The following is a 12,887-nucleotide window of genomic DNA, read 5'->3' as shown; positions in this document are numbered from 1 at the left end:
ATAAACTAACTTATTTCAACATCCATATCTAGTGTTATGTCTAACATTGAAAGACAACCATCTATGAATCCTTCAGCCATCTGTATCTCAATACGTATTAATTTTTCATCTTTTTTTCGGGCTTTAGCCATCTTTCGCTTTGATACACCATACAGGTAGTGAGCAACAATAAGTGAATGCTCATACGGTTTGCGACTCTTTAGTTGGGCCAAGCATCCCTCAATAATTATGGCATCGTCATCTGTACATGACAGGCGGGGTTTGCTTGTTGGGGGAAGAAGACCTTTGAAACCAGCTGCTATAGATGAGTAATCAACCCCAGAACTATCACTCGCAGCCCATCCGCCCCAACGCTCTAAAACCATCTGAATATCACGCATGTTTTCTCCACTTTTCAAGCTAATACGCCGATTGCCAGCGCACGATCTAAAAATCGAAACAGCAGCGTTAACTGGTCTCCGTGTTTCGCTTCAAATACCACAGGATCAGCGTGCAACTCGTCGTGATGCGCTCTGCACAGCGGTATCACAAACAGATCATGCGCTTTGGTACCCATTCCACCCTGCCCGTGGCCTATCAGGTGGTGGGGGTCGTCTGCAGGGTTATTGCAGCAACTACACTGCTGCGACTTCACCCAGCGGGTGTACTTCTCGTTCTCCCAGCGGCGGCGCTTTGGCCTCAGCATGAAAGATTCAGGTGATTCAGGATCGACCTTCACCGAGACTATCGTCTTCACTTTCTCCTGGAGGATTTCAGTCGCCGGTAATGACGGAACAATGTCGCTTTCCCGCATCACTGAGCTGTGCGATTCAGGCTTAATCCTGAGTGCCAGGTTAGCCACTGATTCAGGAATAAGGTCAGCCAGATCGTTACGTACCATCCACCAGCAGAACTCCGGCAGCGTCAGGGTATGATCAGCGCTGAAACCCAGCATAATATTTACCCTTTCGAGTAGCCATTTTACCAGGTTCTGCATGGCAATTCCTGCCAGTCTTTCAGTGGTTTGTTCCCGCAGTTGGTTATCGCATCCCCAGCACAGTCGAATACTGCCGGGGGCGTGGCGTAGCAGTGTGAAGTCCTTTGAGTGCCATTCGTTGTGCGGCCACTGACATTCGAATTTACGTTCCAGCCAGGCATCAAGGCCACTCAGTCCACCAGCACGCTGAATAATCCGCTCGTTCAGGAAAAGTTCCTGCATACTGACATCATCTGTGAGTGGCTGGTGAGCTTCAGGAATCAGCCCAGATGGCAGATGCTGGATGGCTTCCGAAGGAGTTTCAATCACTACCCTTCCGCGACGGAACAGCCACAGCAGCTCGTTGCCAGGGCGGAACAGCACAACTCCCGACATTGGTGCAACTTCAGGTGTCAGTATTGCTCTCACCCTATTACTCCTACCGCTGGTTGATGTTTAGTAATCGCTATTTCAACCCTGCCAACCGGAACTTTAGGGCCCCACTCCACCAGCATTCTCTGCACCTGGCTGTCATCTTCCCAGATGCCAGCGTGCGTAAGCGCATCAAACAGAGCCTTGTTGTAGTTGTCGATGTCCCGACGGCGAGCATCTGGTGGAAAGAGAAGGATCTCCACCGCAGCTGGTGACGATGATGGTTTAGGAAGGCAACGCAGCTGCTCAATAATCGCTGTGCATGCCTCACTCTGATATGCCCTGCCTTTCTCACTGATAAGATGGCGGCCTTTTAACGTCCCCTTGTTAGGGGCTCGCCAGTAGGTGTTTACGCTCGGAGGGAACGGGAGCACCAGTTTCATAAAGTCACTCCCTGTTTTTTCAGCCATTCAACAGCGTTATCCTGCCCGGTTGAAAGTTTTATCATGCTGCATGCTCCCGGTTATTTGTCACCGGAATAGCAACGCCGGGAATCAATTCAACCGCAGCTGACTCGGACTGATTACCCCAGTGGTGCCAGCCAGACGCACCGCAACGGCTAAACAGTTCAATGCGCGGAACGTCACCGTAAAGCTTCTCCAGACGGAAACGCGCCTCTGCTGGTTTCTGGCTGTGCTCACCGAGTGGGCTGTAGATAACCTGCTTGATGCTGGCGCACTGGCGTTCCAGTCCATTCCCCCTGGTGGCGATCAGCATGTCTTCGGTATTGGCTCGGGTGTAGTTGCCGCCGTTCATACGGGTCTGTACGTTCAGCAGGTCGAGGAAGTCGTAAAAGTCCTCCACTCCACCAGCCTGAAGAGCTTTGTTGATGTGCTGCTCTGCCAATGGGTTGAACTTCACCCAGGTAAAGCCCTTCATCGTGCGGACCTTAAAGCCCCAGGCTTCAGCCAGTTCAATCGCTTCGCGGGTATGCGTGCCGGTGAACCACATAGCCAGAACAGCATCATCCGCAGCCAGGTCCCAAACAGGCAGACGCTTCAAGTCGATCAGCTTCATCGTGCCGTAGTGGTTGGCGGCTGCACCGTTGCTGACGGTGTTCCCGTATTCCCAGGCTGGGTCTGCGTAAATCAGAGAGTATTTCATTAGATATTCCTCCCCTGACCTGCCAGACACCATGCGTCAGTAGGCGTTTTGACTTTCGGTACCATGTTCAGGCAACGCTGGCGCTCAATCAGTATCTTCATTCGCTGCTCTTCGTCTTTTGAGCGATTGAATGCTTCCATCAGAACCGTGGCCGCACGCTGGAAGAGCCCCTTTTCGAATAGGCCTTGAGCTTTTTCCATCATCGCGGTTACTGCCGGGTTCGGTGCGGCTTCCTGTTCTGATGCAGCTGGTGCGTCAGCTCGGTTAATTTTCAGTGCAGAACGCCCTTCGCTCACATCCCCACTCGGCGCTTTAGCAAAATACTGGTAGCACTTGCCGTTGTGCTGGCGGGTAGCGCGATTCAGTTTGACCAGGTGGCATACCCCGCGCTGAACAGCATGAACGTCGTACTGTGGCATTGATGCCGCAATCTCTTTGTTCGTTAAGCCAGGGTTGGTGGCGATGAAAATCTGAATGTCTTTCAAGAGGCTCATGGCTTAGCTCCTCTGATACCTGCTGGGATTGATTTATCTGGCCCGCCAAATACCATCATGCTGGAGTTATTCCGCTGTCCTTCCCAATCCTGGCGCTTAGGGCGGCCTTTGCTTTCCCAGCGAGTAGCACTTTGCAGGTATGACTCGAATTTTTTCGGGCCAAACAGAGTTTCAGGTCGCATGTACTGGTACTGATCATCATTGCCGTTCCAGTGTTCATGCTTTAGATCAATTACCAGCTGCAGGTCGTGAACGCTGTAACCTTCGCGAAGGCGCGCCCTGATGTTCTCAAGAGAGGTTTTTAGATTTTTGGTATCGGGAACCACTCACCTGATTGAGATGAGTTAAAACAAGAATGGCGTTATCTGTGATCATCACCTCAGGGTCTGGTTGCGGCGCAACCGGACAAATAGGTTTTTTAATATCTGTAGTATTCTCTGTTGTATTCTCTGTAAGAACATCAGTGCATTTTGACCTGATGAGAGCGGTTCGTTTTGACCCGTTGGAGCGTTCCACTTTGACCTCTTCCATCGGTTCATTTTGACCTGATGGAAGAGTGCATTTTGAACTCTTCGATTTGGTCACTTTGACCTCATCTAAAAGCTCGCTTTCGTAGTTGATCGTGTAGTAGTTCGTCATGTCGCGCTGAGACTTGTTCAGCTGCTCAACTTTGAGCACGCCGAGGTTCTTCAGGCGTGTGAATGTGCGCTTCAGCGTAGACTCAGACCAGAACGGGAACTGCTCCAGCCACTGCTCGTTGGTGTTGTAAATCCAGCGCACGCCGTCACGCTCCAGTCCGGAGGTGGTTTCTTTAAGCCAGTAGTTTACCTGCTGCAACGCAATAGCCTCGTTCAGGCCAATGCTGTACGCAAGGTCAGGGTTTATCACTATCGGCCGGGATGGCATCAACAGGCTCATGATCGTCCTTTAACTCTGTAAATTTACGCTGGAATTGCTCAAGAGGGCTGAAGCACTCATGATCGTACCCTTCGCGAAGGTATATAACGCGTCGAGTCTGTGGCTCCCACCTGACAACGTGGACGGGGATGCCTCTGCGGTCTCTGAATCGCCGGTCAACTTCAGCCATTCCTCACGCCCCTTCTCGTTCATCAGAGCAAAAGCCTCTACCATCGCGTTCTCAGGCTGGTAGTTGTTCGTGTCAGCCTGGTCGTTTAATCTCTCCACATAGCCGAACGGGGAGTCTTTTCCCACCAGCGGAAGGCATCTGAATTGCTTCGCTGGTCTCAATCGGTTTAAACTGTTCATGCGTTAGTTTCTCCACTGAATACGACACGCCAAGACGCCAGGGGCCTGCACGCCCGCTGGCGTCACTTCTTTTGGCTTTGCTTACGGCTAAAGAGTGCGACAATCGCGCGGATTTCTTCTTCACGCGCTGCCAGATGGCGGCGGTGATGCTCGTGAATCTCTTCAGCTTCATGCGGTTCTATCACTCCGTCTTCCAGGGCCTTCTGGATAATCTGATCAACCTGTCCGCGTGCTGCTGCAGTTCTCATGGCTCGGGTAAAAAGGTCTACGCGATCGAGGTCTTCCAGCTTGGGAGCGTCCACCAGCAAAGCGTCGCGACGTTGCGCGAAGTAATCAGCCAGGAGAGATGTGTTTGAAATGTCTTCCATTGCTTCCAGCTCGTTCACTTCGAAGAAGCGACAGCCGTTCTTCTCGTACAGGTTGTTATTGAACTGCGTTAGTGACATGCCAAGAGCACCGGCCATAGCCTCACGGCCACCCGAGTACGCTTTACACATCGCTTTAACTACTTCTTTCAGGCTTGGTTCTACCATGTTGTTTTTCCTTTGGTAGTTACGTGATGCTGATTGCTGGGTTACGGTGTTACAGTGTTACAGTGTTACGGCAACGTCAGGATCAGCAGGTTTGTTTTTGTTAGGGAATGGTCGGACTTCCTCGGCTTCAATTTTCCCGTCTTCGTTTATCAGGATATTTACCCGGCGATTACGCTTGATGGCTTTACTTATGGCGCTTTGGTATACCCCAAGAGCCTCAGCGGTTTTAGCCTGCCCGTTTTCCAAAACATATTCAGAGAGCGGAATAATCTTCATTGGTTTTCCTCGTGGTTTACATATAAAAAGTATCACTGTTAGTGATAAACAAGTCAACACTAGCGGTGATTGGTGATTATGCCGTGCGGTGATAAATTATGAGAATGAAAAAGAAACCATTGACCGCCGAACAAATCGCCGACGCCAACAGGCTAAAAGCTATCTTTGAGTCCAAGAAAAAAGCGCTTGGGCTCTCACAGGAGACTTTGGCTGAGCAAATGGGTATGGGACAAAGTGGTATCGCTCAGTTACTGAATGGCACAAATGCTATCAACGCTACTCATGCCGCACAGTTCGCTAAAATTCTCGGAGTAAAAGTCGATGATTTCAGTCCATCCCTTGCAGCTGAGATATCAGCTATGTTTGAGGCGATTGCGAACGGAAGGAATCATTCCTCTGTATATGAGTACCCGCTGTTAACCGAAGTGCAGGCGGGCTCATTTTGCCCTGTTAATTCATACACAGAACGCGACGCGAAGGAATGGGTTTCAACCACTGTTAAAGCCAGTGATTCTGCCTTTTGGCTTGAGGTATCAGGCCATTCAATGGCTGCGCCTCCTGGAGTAAAGCCAAGCTTTCCTGAGGGAATGCTTATACTCATAGATCCAGAACAGGACGTTGAGCCTGGTGATTTCTGTGTTGCTGGTATATTCAACGATTCAGAGGTTACTTTTAAAAAATTTGTTCGTGAAGACGGTAAACCCTGGCTCGAACCTCTCAACCCAAGCCCTCGCTATCAGGCCATTGAATGTAATGAGAATTGCAGGATAATTGGCAAGGTCGTCAAGGCCCAATGGCCTGAAACCATCTTCAAATAAGGAGCCAATCGGCTCCTTATTTTTTCATCTTTTTTCACCTTACGAATCATAAAGTTAACATTACTCGTGATATTTTTATCACTACAGGTGTTGACCATTTAATTACTATTGGTGATGCTCGTTATGCGCCGGGGTGATGATGTTTAAGACCATCGCTTGGTTAGCAGAACGGCATATAGCACAAGTGCCGCAGCGATCCGGGGATTCCTTGCAAGACAATTCCAGCTTGTAGCCGGACTGATCAAGCCAAGCGCGTACGAAAGCTAGAAGCCTTTCTACAGCGTGGCGATAAGTGTTGCCTTGTAAGAGACAAGTATAATTTCAGGTATTAAAAAAGCACCCATTGGATGCTTAGCTCTTTAAAAATCTCACTGTAAAACTGTTACACATTAGCTATTACATGCTGTATGAGACCTGGGAAGGTGGAATAGTCGAGTAATTAATTTTACCTTCTTTCTGCAATCGCAGATGAGTGTATTTGTAAATACAAATTGAACCATCTAAAAGAGAAAGTGCAATTGTTTTATCGGATATAGTAGAAATATATCTGAATTTTTCCCCTTGTTTTTGCTCACAATCTACTTTAGATGAAATAATGAACGTATCAATTCCTTTCAAAATAAACCCAGCTTGATCATCTGCATAAGCGTAAGTTAAACCAGGAATAGCTAAAAAGAAACAAAAAATAACACTTCGATGTTTTTTCATCTCAGGTAAAAATGTTTTAACCCTTGATAAAACCAAGCCTAGAATAGCAGATATAAAACCTATCAAACCTTTGGTGAAGCCAGAATCGTCATTTAGCATAATATCTAAATTAAAATAAGGGTAAATTGATTGGAGAATGAAGAATATGATGAATACAAATAATATCGTCAAGATAACCTTAATTAGTATTGTAGCAGGCATATTTATATCATACCTGTAAGCAAGAACATCGATTGCTGGGAATACATGGTCAACAACCAATTCCCAGACTCGCAAAAACAGGAACGTAATAAATATTAACAACAACGGCAAAGCCATTGTATATATAATTAATGGCATCAAGTCATTTATGGTTGCAAAATGCATGATGTTTACATTGAATTTACTCCAAAAAAACCAAGAGTAAATTATGGAATTTAATACTCCATATGCAATCAGTGATGCCCACAATGTTATTCTTACTTTACCATTTACATAGTTGACTGCATTTTCCATAAATACGATCCCTGCTTGTCGTGTAATGAAACAAACTTAGCCCCTGATGAAACTTAAGCGCAAAAATAACAAATCTTAATACGAAATCGTATCATCAGTTTACTTCAAAATTCCGAAAGAAAAATAGATGGAATTTTAAAGAAAAGCAATGGAATTTAATGAAATTGTCTATCTGAGTTATTAAACCTTATCAATCTCAATTTTTCAAGAAATAATCAGCGCTGTGCAGAGCGCTCTTTTAAAAGGAGAAACTAACAATGACTGCCACACAGAACGGTACCAAGTTACAACCACGCATGACCAGAGAGCAGCTTATTGATGCAGCTCGCAAAGCCGTCCCTCTTCTTCCTGCCGCTTACGGTTGGATGGTTAACGAACTTGCTACGCGCCTTGATGTTACCAGCGTCGCGCTCTGTGAAGCGTTGGCGCAGCGTAAGGAACTGGCTGAGCAGAACGCTACGCTGCGTGAGGATGTTGCCAACTGGGCCAAAGAGTGCGACCGCATCGAAGAGCGCCATACCAAAACGCCTACCAACATGCATCTGCTGGAAGCTCAGCGAGAATTGCGTGAGCTATCTCCTGTGGTCATTTCCTTGAATAGCGAGGTTGCTCTCTAATGGCTAACTCATTCAAGCAAATGACCCGTGACGGGACCATTAAGCGTACCGATACCGGGATGTTTATCGCTCTTTCCGATATCCACGTTCGTGAAGGTTTCGACAAGCGTGAAGACGATGAACGCACCCGCCAGGCTGATGATGACCTGTTCAACTACCTGATGAACGGCGGATCAGTTCCACCACTGGAAGTTATAGCCCGTGATGAAGGTGGCGTTTGGGTTGTTGAAGGTCACCGCCGTCGCCGCTGCTATGCGCGCTGTGCTGAAGCTGGCAAGCCAGTGGACCGCATCCACATCATGCCGTTCAACGGTAGCGATGTGCAGCGCCTGGCGCGCATCATGACCAGCAACAACCAACTGCCTCTTTCTGATATGGAACAGGCAGCAGTGATCCAGGAGCTTCATAACGCGTTCAACCAGACCACCAGCGAAATTGCAAAACTGGTTAATAAATCCGTGGCCACAGTCGAGAAGTTGTTACTCCTAAGCACAGCAAACCATGACGTTCAGCGGGAAGTTAAATCCGGTGCAGTGTCTGTTGACGTTGCTGTGGACCGCGTTCGCGAGTATGGCGAGCAGGCGGGTGAAGTTCTCCAGCATGACAAAGCAGTAGCTGCAGCACAAGGTAAATCAAAAGTTACCCGCAGTTCTATCGCCCCCGAACTCAGCATCAAAAACGCGCGCCGTTTCGTTGAGCTTATGGCTCAGGCTGCAATCAGTGATGAAGGTGTTTTCACTCTTGAAGGTGCGGCGCTGGCAGAAGCACTGGCAATTATCGACGAGCACAAAGCCATTGCTGAAGCGCGTGAAACGTATCGCTTGTCACAGCCAGTCCCGACCACAGAAATTCGCGGACGAACTCTGTATGTGATGCTCGATGGTAAAGACATTGGTCGGGCCTCACTGTATCGCGGAAAAACAGTTTGGCTGGACATGGGTGACAAAACCATTGCCGCCAGCCAGTCAAAGGCTGTTGCCCACTTCGTTAAGCAACACAAACTGCAGCAGGAAAATAATCATGACAGCCAATAAACCAATGACCGGCGAGCAACTGGATGAACTGATGACTGTTGCAGTAAACATGCAGCGCGATAGCGAAAAAGCAGGTGACCGCCCTTCCGCCATGTTCGCTTATGCAGTTCAGTTTGCCGTTCTGGAACTGCGTAAGGTTCGCAATGATGTTGCGGCGCTGGCTGCGGAGAATGCGGGGTTGAACGCAGTGATTGCAGAAAACTGGAACATGCGTGATGTCCTTCGTCAGTTAGTATCGACTCGCCCTGATGGAGTCTATTTCAATAAGTGGGAACAGGTAATTCTTAAAGCTCTAAACGAAACCCCAACTACCGACGCTTTCCTGGCTGAGGTGCGGGCCAGTGCAATCACAGATGCACTTAAATCGCTAGATGGGGTGTTTGACACTGACTGTGTTATGAAGTCGAACGGAATCAGCTATGAAGACGCAGAGCAGCGCACAGCAGGAGCTTACGCAGTTTCAAAGGCTCTCGATGAGTTCGCAGCCCAGTTTCGCAAAGGAGTGCAGTCTTGACTACTCCCAGCCCTGAAGGACGGGGATTCCCACTTCAACGAGCCGAACCTAAGCCGCGTGCTGCGATTCAGGATTTACAGGCTCTCCGTGGGCTAACACTGCCAGCCCGGCAGCTTTAATATTACGCGCCGCGTTAATGTCGCGATCATGGGCTACTCCGCACTCAGAGCAAGTCCATTTACGAACATCAAGGGGCATTTTTTTCATGGTGAAGCCGCAACAGCTACAACGTCTGGTAGAAGGGAAATACTGGTCGATAGCGACAACGCTACGCCCTGCCCATTCCCCTTTGTACTGTAGCTGGCGAACAAATTCGCTCCAGCCTGCGTCAGCTATCGCTTTAGACAGCTTCGGGTTGCGGATCATGTTTTTCACTTTGAGGGATTCGACGCAAACAACTTGGTTTTCGTTAATCAGCTTGCGGGACAACTTATGCAGGTTATCCATCCGGCAATCGGCGATTTTGGCGTGGAGTCGGGCGACCTTTAAGCGTGCTTTGGCGCGGTTCTTTGAGCCTTTTTTCTTCCTGCTCAACCTGCGCTGTTGCAACACCAGTCGCTTCGCATGTTTATCCGTGTGGCGGGGATTGCCGGTTTTGAATCCGCTGTCAGTGACGAATAAATCTTTTAAGCCAACATCAATGCCTACAGTTTTAGCGGTTACAGGCATTAATACCGGTTCAAATTCACACAGACAGGAAACGAAGTACCTGCCAGCGGAATCTCTGGAAATGTTAACGGTTGACGGTGCTGAAGGTAACTTACGGCTCCAGCGAATGTCCAGTGGATACTTGCTCTTTGCCATGTACAACTTGCCGTCACGGTATTTAAACGCGCTCGCAGTGAACTCAGCGGCCTGACTGTACCGTTTACTTTTGAAGGCAGGATATGCGGCACGTCCGGCGAAGAAGTTAGCAAAGGCTGTTTGTTGGTGGCGCAGAGACTGCTGGAGGGGTACGCAGGAAACCTCGTTAAGCCAGGCGTGCTCAGGCTCTTTTTTGAGTGCCGTAAGGCGAGCATTGGCCTGTAGATAGCCAATCTTTTCCTTTCGCTCGTAGTATGCATCGGTACGCCATCGGAGGATGGAATTGTAGACAAAACGTACACAGCCGAACGTCTGAGCTAAAAGCTCAGCCTGCTCTGGTGTCGGGTAAAACCGGTATTTATATGCACGTTTCATGTGCACGTTTCATGGTTTCACATACTAAGGAGGAAAATGTGATTACGCAAAAGTTGTCGACCGTGCATTGAGATTTAAACGCTTCATCGTTTCTGTGTACCCAATAGTTCTGCGTGGTCAGCAATACACCATTTTAATGGATGGCCACCATAACTATGCGGCGGCAAAGTTAGCCGGGGTAGAGCCTGACTATCGTCCGATTGGTAAAAAAGTCATGAAAATAATTGGTGACCTCAGTGAGGCTGAACGACAGGGTTTATTTATTAACAATGTTACTGACAGCAATTATTACTTTGTCGAAACCGGCGAGGTAGTGCAGGAACTACTGCTGCCAGATACTTCAGTTAAGTTTCAAGCCCATGCTGGTAACCAATGGATTTTCGGTAAATAAGCATGGCCAGCAAACTCAAACAGAGGCGTACTCGCCGCCTTAAAGCGGATGTCGCATGGTGGCGCGAGGAAGCAGAAGATTGCCGCTCCCGCCTGCTGGAGCTAGCAGGGGAAATCGACAGGCTCAAGAAGCTGGTTATCCGCGTGCCGATGCCAGTTCTCATGCCAAAGGAAATGGTCCACCAGCTTTATTACACCGAAACAAAAAGATGTCGTACCTGCAATGATGGGCTCCGTGGTGGTTGCTCATCTTGCATTTTCTATAAGCGATAGCCGGGTGCAGCCGGTTAAGTGGAGGATTATATGTCCCGCATGATTTCATTAATCGACTGGGCACAAGAAGAGTTTGGAGAACAAGCGCCAAGTGAACGCGTATTGAAAAAATACGCTAAGGGCCGAATGATGGTCCCGCCTGCCGTTAAGGTCGGACGTAACTGGATGGTAGACCGTGAGGCTCGTTACGTTGGCGTGATAGCCGAACCTGTTGTTCCTGCAAATTCTAACCCCAGATTAAAACGGATCATTGCTGATGGCTGCTAGACCACGCACACATAAAATTTCCATTCCAAATCTCTATTGCAAGCTGGATAAGAGAACAGGAAAAGTTTACTGGCAGTATAAACACCCCACTACTGGGCGCTTTCATAGTCTTGGAACAGATGAGGCAGAAGCAAAACAGGTAGCTAACGAGGCTAACACCATTATTGCTGAACAGCGAACTCGTCAGATTCTTAGCGTTAATGATCGTCTGACCAGGATGAAAGGGAAAAGAACAGATATAACTGTTACGGAATGGATTGATAAATATATCGTAATTCAAGAAGAACGCCTTAAGAATAACGAATTACGACCAAACTCTTTTCGTCAGAAAAATAAACCGCTTCGACTGTTCAGAGAACATTCTGGCATGCGATATCTGAAAGATATCGAGACCATTGATATAGCTGAAATCACTGATGCAATTAAGAATGATGGTTTTAGTCGCATGGCGCAAGTCGTGCGAATAGTATTGGTTGATGTGTTTAAAGAAGCTCAGCATGCCGGATATGTCCCTCCTGGATATAATCCGGCGATGGCAACAAAGCAACCTCGACATAAAGTTACAAGACAGCGACTGTCATTAGAAGAATGGAAGTCAATTTATGAAGCGGCTGAAACTATGCAGCCCTATCTACAGTGTGGGATGTTACTAGCGCTGGTAACCGGACAACGACTCGGTGATATCTGTAGAATGAAGTTTTCTGATATTTGGGACGACATGCTGCATATCGAACAGGAAAAGACTGGTTCAAGGTTAGCCATCCCTCTTGATCTTAAATGCGATGCATTAGGGTTGACGCTTCGTGATGTGGTTTCAAAATGCCGGGATGCAGTGATAAGCAAATACCTTGTTCACTTTCGCCACTCGACTTCTCAGGCAACCAGAGGAGACAGCGTTTCATCGAGTAGCCTTACGACATCTTTTAAAAAAGCCCGGAATAAATGCGGCATCGAATGGGAAAAGGGAACTGCGCCTACATTTCATGAACAACGTTCGCTTTCAGAAAGATTGTATGAGGCTCAGGGGGTTGATACGCAAAAATTACTCGGCCACAAATCACCTCAGCAGACGGCTAAATACCATGATGACAGGGGGAAAGACTGGACTGTCATAGCCGTTTGAAAAGGATATTTTATAGCCAGTTTTGGGGAGGTGTTTTGGGGAAAATTTTGGGGAAGAAATTCGTTAACTAATAAAAAACGGGAACCATCAGGCTCCCGTTCTTGTTTAACCCAGAAACTGGATTACATATTCGCGATGATCGCGTCGCCAAACTCTGAGCATTTCAGCAGCTTAGCGCCTTCCATCAGACGTTCGAAATCGTAAGTTACGGTTTTCGCGTTAATCGCGCCTTCCATACCTTTAACGATCAGGTCTGCGGCTTCGAACCATTCCATATGACGCAGCAGTATTTCATGAAATCATTCATGATGCATTGATTTTTAAGTAAAAATATCTGAAATATTGCTCTCGTCACACATTTTTAGGCACATGCTAACCTGATGATTGTACTTAATTATTTTATGGTTTT

Annotated in this window: 18 protein-coding genes and 2 pseudogenes; 8 read left to right on the top strand and 12 right to left on the bottom strand. The window is 47.8% G+C overall.

The window, feature by feature from the left end; translation table 11 throughout:
* Positions 1-5: 5 nt before the first annotated feature.
* From L362_RS0122830 to L362_RS23695, 7 genes and pseudogenes are all read right to left on the bottom strand, one after another.
* The gene (locus L362_RS0122830) at positions 6-380 is read right to left on the bottom strand and encodes an antiterminator Q family protein (protein WP_032637684.1); all 375 of its coding nucleotides are present in this window, start codon (positions 378-380) and stop codon (positions 6-8) included.
* A gap of 14 nt (positions 381-394) precedes the next feature.
* Positions 395-1,384: a DUF968 domain-containing protein gene (locus L362_RS17775; RefSeq protein WP_023343899.1), complete on the bottom strand. Its 990-nt coding sequence runs from the start codon at positions 1,382-1,384 to the stop codon at positions 395-397.
* A complete protein-coding gene (locus L362_RS17780) occupies positions 1,381-1,770 on the bottom strand; it encodes a RusA family crossover junction endodeoxyribonuclease (protein ID WP_023343898.1) in 390 nt (129 codons plus the stop codon). Before L362_RS17780 ends, L362_RS17775 begins: the two co-directional genes overlap by 4 nt.
* A gap of 61 nt (positions 1,771-1,831) precedes the next feature.
* On the bottom strand, positions 1,832-2,491 hold the full coding sequence (locus L362_RS17785; protein WP_023343897.1) for an MT-A70 family methyltransferase: 660 nt from the start codon (positions 2,489-2,491) through the stop codon (positions 1,832-1,834).
* Positions 2,491-2,985: a hypothetical protein gene (locus L362_RS17790; RefSeq protein WP_023343896.1), complete on the bottom strand. Its 495-nt coding sequence runs from the start codon at positions 2,983-2,985 to the stop codon at positions 2,491-2,493. The genes L362_RS17785 and L362_RS17790 overlap by 1 nt, the downstream gene beginning before the upstream one ends.
* Positions 2,982-3,903, bottom strand: a pseudogene (locus L362_RS0122825) (conserved phage C-terminal domain-containing protein). The gene L362_RS17790 and the pseudogene L362_RS0122825 overlap by 4 nt, the downstream one beginning before the upstream one ends.
* Positions 3,860-4,033: a DUF4222 domain-containing protein gene (locus tag L362_RS23695; RefSeq protein ID WP_230469178.1), complete on the bottom strand. Its 174-nt coding sequence runs from the start codon at positions 4,031-4,033 to the stop codon at positions 3,860-3,862. Before L362_RS23695 ends, L362_RS0122825 begins: the two are co-directional and overlap by 44 nt.
* On the opposite strand from L362_RS23695, the gene L362_RS24870 reads away from it, so the two are divergent.
* Positions 3,962-4,135 carry a hypothetical protein gene (locus tag L362_RS24870; protein ID WP_230469180.1) on the top strand — a complete coding sequence of 58 codons (174 nt, stop codon included), beginning with the start codon at positions 3,962-3,964 and terminating at the stop codon, positions 4,133-4,135. The genes L362_RS23695 and L362_RS24870 overlap by 72 nt on opposite strands.
* Positions 4,136-4,313: 178 nt before the next feature.
* Here the strand turns inward: L362_RS24870 and L362_RS17800 are convergent, their stop codons facing one another.
* Together L362_RS17800 and L362_RS17805 are read right to left on the bottom strand one after the other, a co-directional pair.
* Positions 4,314-4,784, bottom strand: coding sequence for a YmfL family putative regulatory protein (locus tag L362_RS17800; RefSeq protein ID WP_023343893.1), 471 nt, complete (start codon positions 4,782-4,784; stop codon positions 4,314-4,316).
* Positions 4,785-4,841: 57 nt separating this feature from the next.
* Positions 4,842-5,060 carry a Cro/CI family transcriptional regulator gene (locus tag L362_RS17805; RefSeq protein ID WP_023343892.1) on the bottom strand — a complete coding sequence of 73 codons (219 nt, stop codon included), beginning with the start codon at positions 5,058-5,060 and terminating at the stop codon, positions 4,842-4,844.
* 98 nt (positions 5,061-5,158) lie between these two features.
* On the opposite strand from L362_RS17805, the gene L362_RS17810 reads away from it, so the two are divergent.
* Positions 5,159-5,878, top strand: a complete 720-nt coding sequence (locus L362_RS17810; protein ID WP_023343891.1) for a LexA family protein — start codon at positions 5,159-5,161, stop codon at positions 5,876-5,878.
* Between the two features lie 396 nt (positions 5,879-6,274).
* Here the strand turns inward: L362_RS17810 and L362_RS17815 are convergent, their stop codons facing one another.
* Positions 6,275-7,081 (bottom strand): hypothetical protein, encoded by an 807-nt coding sequence (locus tag L362_RS17815; RefSeq protein ID WP_023343890.1) that lies wholly within the window; start codon positions 7,079-7,081, stop codon positions 6,275-6,277.
* A 257-nt stretch (positions 7,082-7,338) separates the two neighbouring features.
* Between L362_RS17815 and L362_RS0122820 the strand changes: the two genes are divergently transcribed.
* From L362_RS0122820 to L362_RS0122815, 3 genes are read left to right on the top strand one after another with little or no spacing between them, the layout of a single operon-like run.
* Positions 7,339-7,698, top strand: a complete 360-nt coding sequence (locus L362_RS0122820; protein WP_023343889.1) for a hypothetical protein — start codon at positions 7,339-7,341, stop codon at positions 7,696-7,698.
* Entirely contained in the window at positions 7,698-8,732 is a 1,035-nt protein-coding gene (locus L362_RS17820; protein ID WP_023343888.1) for a hypothetical protein, read from the top strand. The genes L362_RS0122820 and L362_RS17820 overlap by 1 nt, the downstream gene beginning before the upstream one ends.
* Positions 8,719-9,246 carry a hypothetical protein gene (locus tag L362_RS0122815; RefSeq protein ID WP_023343887.1) on the top strand — a complete coding sequence of 176 codons (528 nt, stop codon included), beginning with the start codon at positions 8,719-8,721 and terminating at the stop codon, positions 9,244-9,246. Before L362_RS17820 ends, L362_RS0122815 begins: the two co-directional genes overlap by 14 nt.
* Positions 9,247-9,294: 48 nt before the next feature.
* On the opposite strand, the gene L362_RS17825 is transcribed toward L362_RS0122815, so the two are convergent.
* Positions 9,295-10,425, bottom strand: a complete 1,131-nt coding sequence (locus L362_RS17825; protein WP_023343886.1) for an RNA-guided endonuclease InsQ/TnpB family protein — start codon at positions 10,423-10,425, stop codon at positions 9,295-9,297.
* Positions 10,426-10,492: 67 nt separating this feature from the next.
* On the opposite strand from L362_RS17825, the gene L362_RS0122810 reads away from it, so the two are divergent.
* The 3 genes from L362_RS0122810 to L362_RS17835 all read left to right on the top strand — a co-directional run bounded on the left by L362_RS0122810 (position 10,493) and on the right by L362_RS17835 (position 12,478).
* Complete coding sequence (locus L362_RS0122810) at positions 10,493-10,816, top strand: chromosome partitioning protein ParB (protein WP_230469166.1); 324 nt, start codon at positions 10,493-10,495, stop codon at positions 10,814-10,816.
* Between the two features lie 302 nt (positions 10,817-11,118).
* Complete coding sequence (locus L362_RS17830) at positions 11,119-11,355, top strand: excisionase (protein ID WP_023343885.1); 237 nt, start codon at positions 11,119-11,121, stop codon at positions 11,353-11,355.
* The gene (locus L362_RS17835; RefSeq protein ID WP_023343884.1) at positions 11,345-12,478 is read left to right on the top strand and encodes a phage integrase Arm DNA-binding domain-containing protein; all 1,134 of its coding nucleotides are present in this window, start codon (positions 11,345-11,347) and stop codon (positions 12,476-12,478) included. Before L362_RS17830 ends, L362_RS17835 begins: the two co-directional genes overlap by 11 nt.
* A 122-nt stretch (positions 12,479-12,600) precedes the next feature.
* Here the strand turns inward: L362_RS17835 and L362_RS23690 are convergent.
* A pseudogene (locus L362_RS23690) lies at positions 12,601-12,771 on the bottom strand (NADP-dependent isocitrate dehydrogenase); the annotation flags it as partial.
* Positions 12,772-12,887: the final 116 nt, after the last annotated feature.

The organism is Enterobacter sp. MGH 16, from assembly GCF_000493175.1.
Taxonomy (GTDB): Bacteria; Pseudomonadota; Gammaproteobacteria; order Enterobacterales; family Enterobacteriaceae; genus Enterobacter; species Enterobacter roggenkampii.
This window is presented reverse-complemented; position numbering and strand designations above follow the sequence as displayed.

Coding starts and splice junctions, on each gene's coding strand:
- L362_RS0122830 (WP_032637684.1), bottom strand. CDS start 380: ATGCGTGATATTCAGATGGTTTTAGAGCGTTGGGGCGGATGGGCTGCG.
- L362_RS17780 (WP_023343898.1), bottom strand. CDS start 1,770: ATGAAACTGGTGCTCCCGTTCCCTCCGAGCGTAAACACCTACTGGCGA.
- L362_RS17785 (WP_023343897.1), bottom strand. CDS start 2,491: ATGAAATACTCTCTGATTTACGCAGACCCAGCCTGGGAATACGGGAAC.
- L362_RS17790 (WP_023343896.1), bottom strand. CDS start 2,985: ATGAGCCTCTTGAAAGACATTCAGATTTTCATCGCCACCAACCCTGGC.
- L362_RS24870 (WP_230469180.1), top strand. CDS start 3,962: ATGATCGTACCCTTCGCGAAGGTATATAACGCGTCGAGTCTGTGGCTC.
- L362_RS17800 (WP_023343893.1), bottom strand. CDS start 4,784: ATGGTAGAACCAAGCCTGAAAGAAGTAGTTAAAGCGATGTGTAAAGCG.
- L362_RS17805 (WP_023343892.1), bottom strand. CDS start 5,060: ATGAAGATTATTCCGCTCTCTGAATATGTTTTGGAAAACGGGCAGGCT.
- L362_RS17810 (WP_023343891.1), top strand. CDS start 5,159: ATGAGAATGAAAAAGAAACCATTGACCGCCGAACAAATCGCCGACGCC.
- L362_RS17815 (WP_023343890.1), bottom strand. CDS start 7,081: ATGGAAAATGCAGTCAACTATGTAAATGGTAAAGTAAGAATAACATTG.
- L362_RS0122820 (WP_023343889.1), top strand. CDS start 7,339: ATGACTGCCACACAGAACGGTACCAAGTTACAACCACGCATGACCAGA.
- L362_RS17820 (WP_023343888.1), top strand. CDS start 7,698: ATGGCTAACTCATTCAAGCAAATGACCCGTGACGGGACCATTAAGCGT.
- L362_RS0122815 (WP_023343887.1), top strand. CDS start 8,719: ATGACAGCCAATAAACCAATGACCGGCGAGCAACTGGATGAACTGATG.
- L362_RS17825 (WP_023343886.1), bottom strand. CDS start 10,425: ATGAAACGTGCATATAAATACCGGTTTTACCCGACACCAGAGCAGGCT.
- L362_RS17830 (WP_023343885.1), top strand. CDS start 11,119: ATGTCCCGCATGATTTCATTAATCGACTGGGCACAAGAAGAGTTTGGA.
- L362_RS17835 (WP_023343884.1), top strand. CDS start 11,345: ATGGCTGCTAGACCACGCACACATAAAATTTCCATTCCAAATCTCTAT.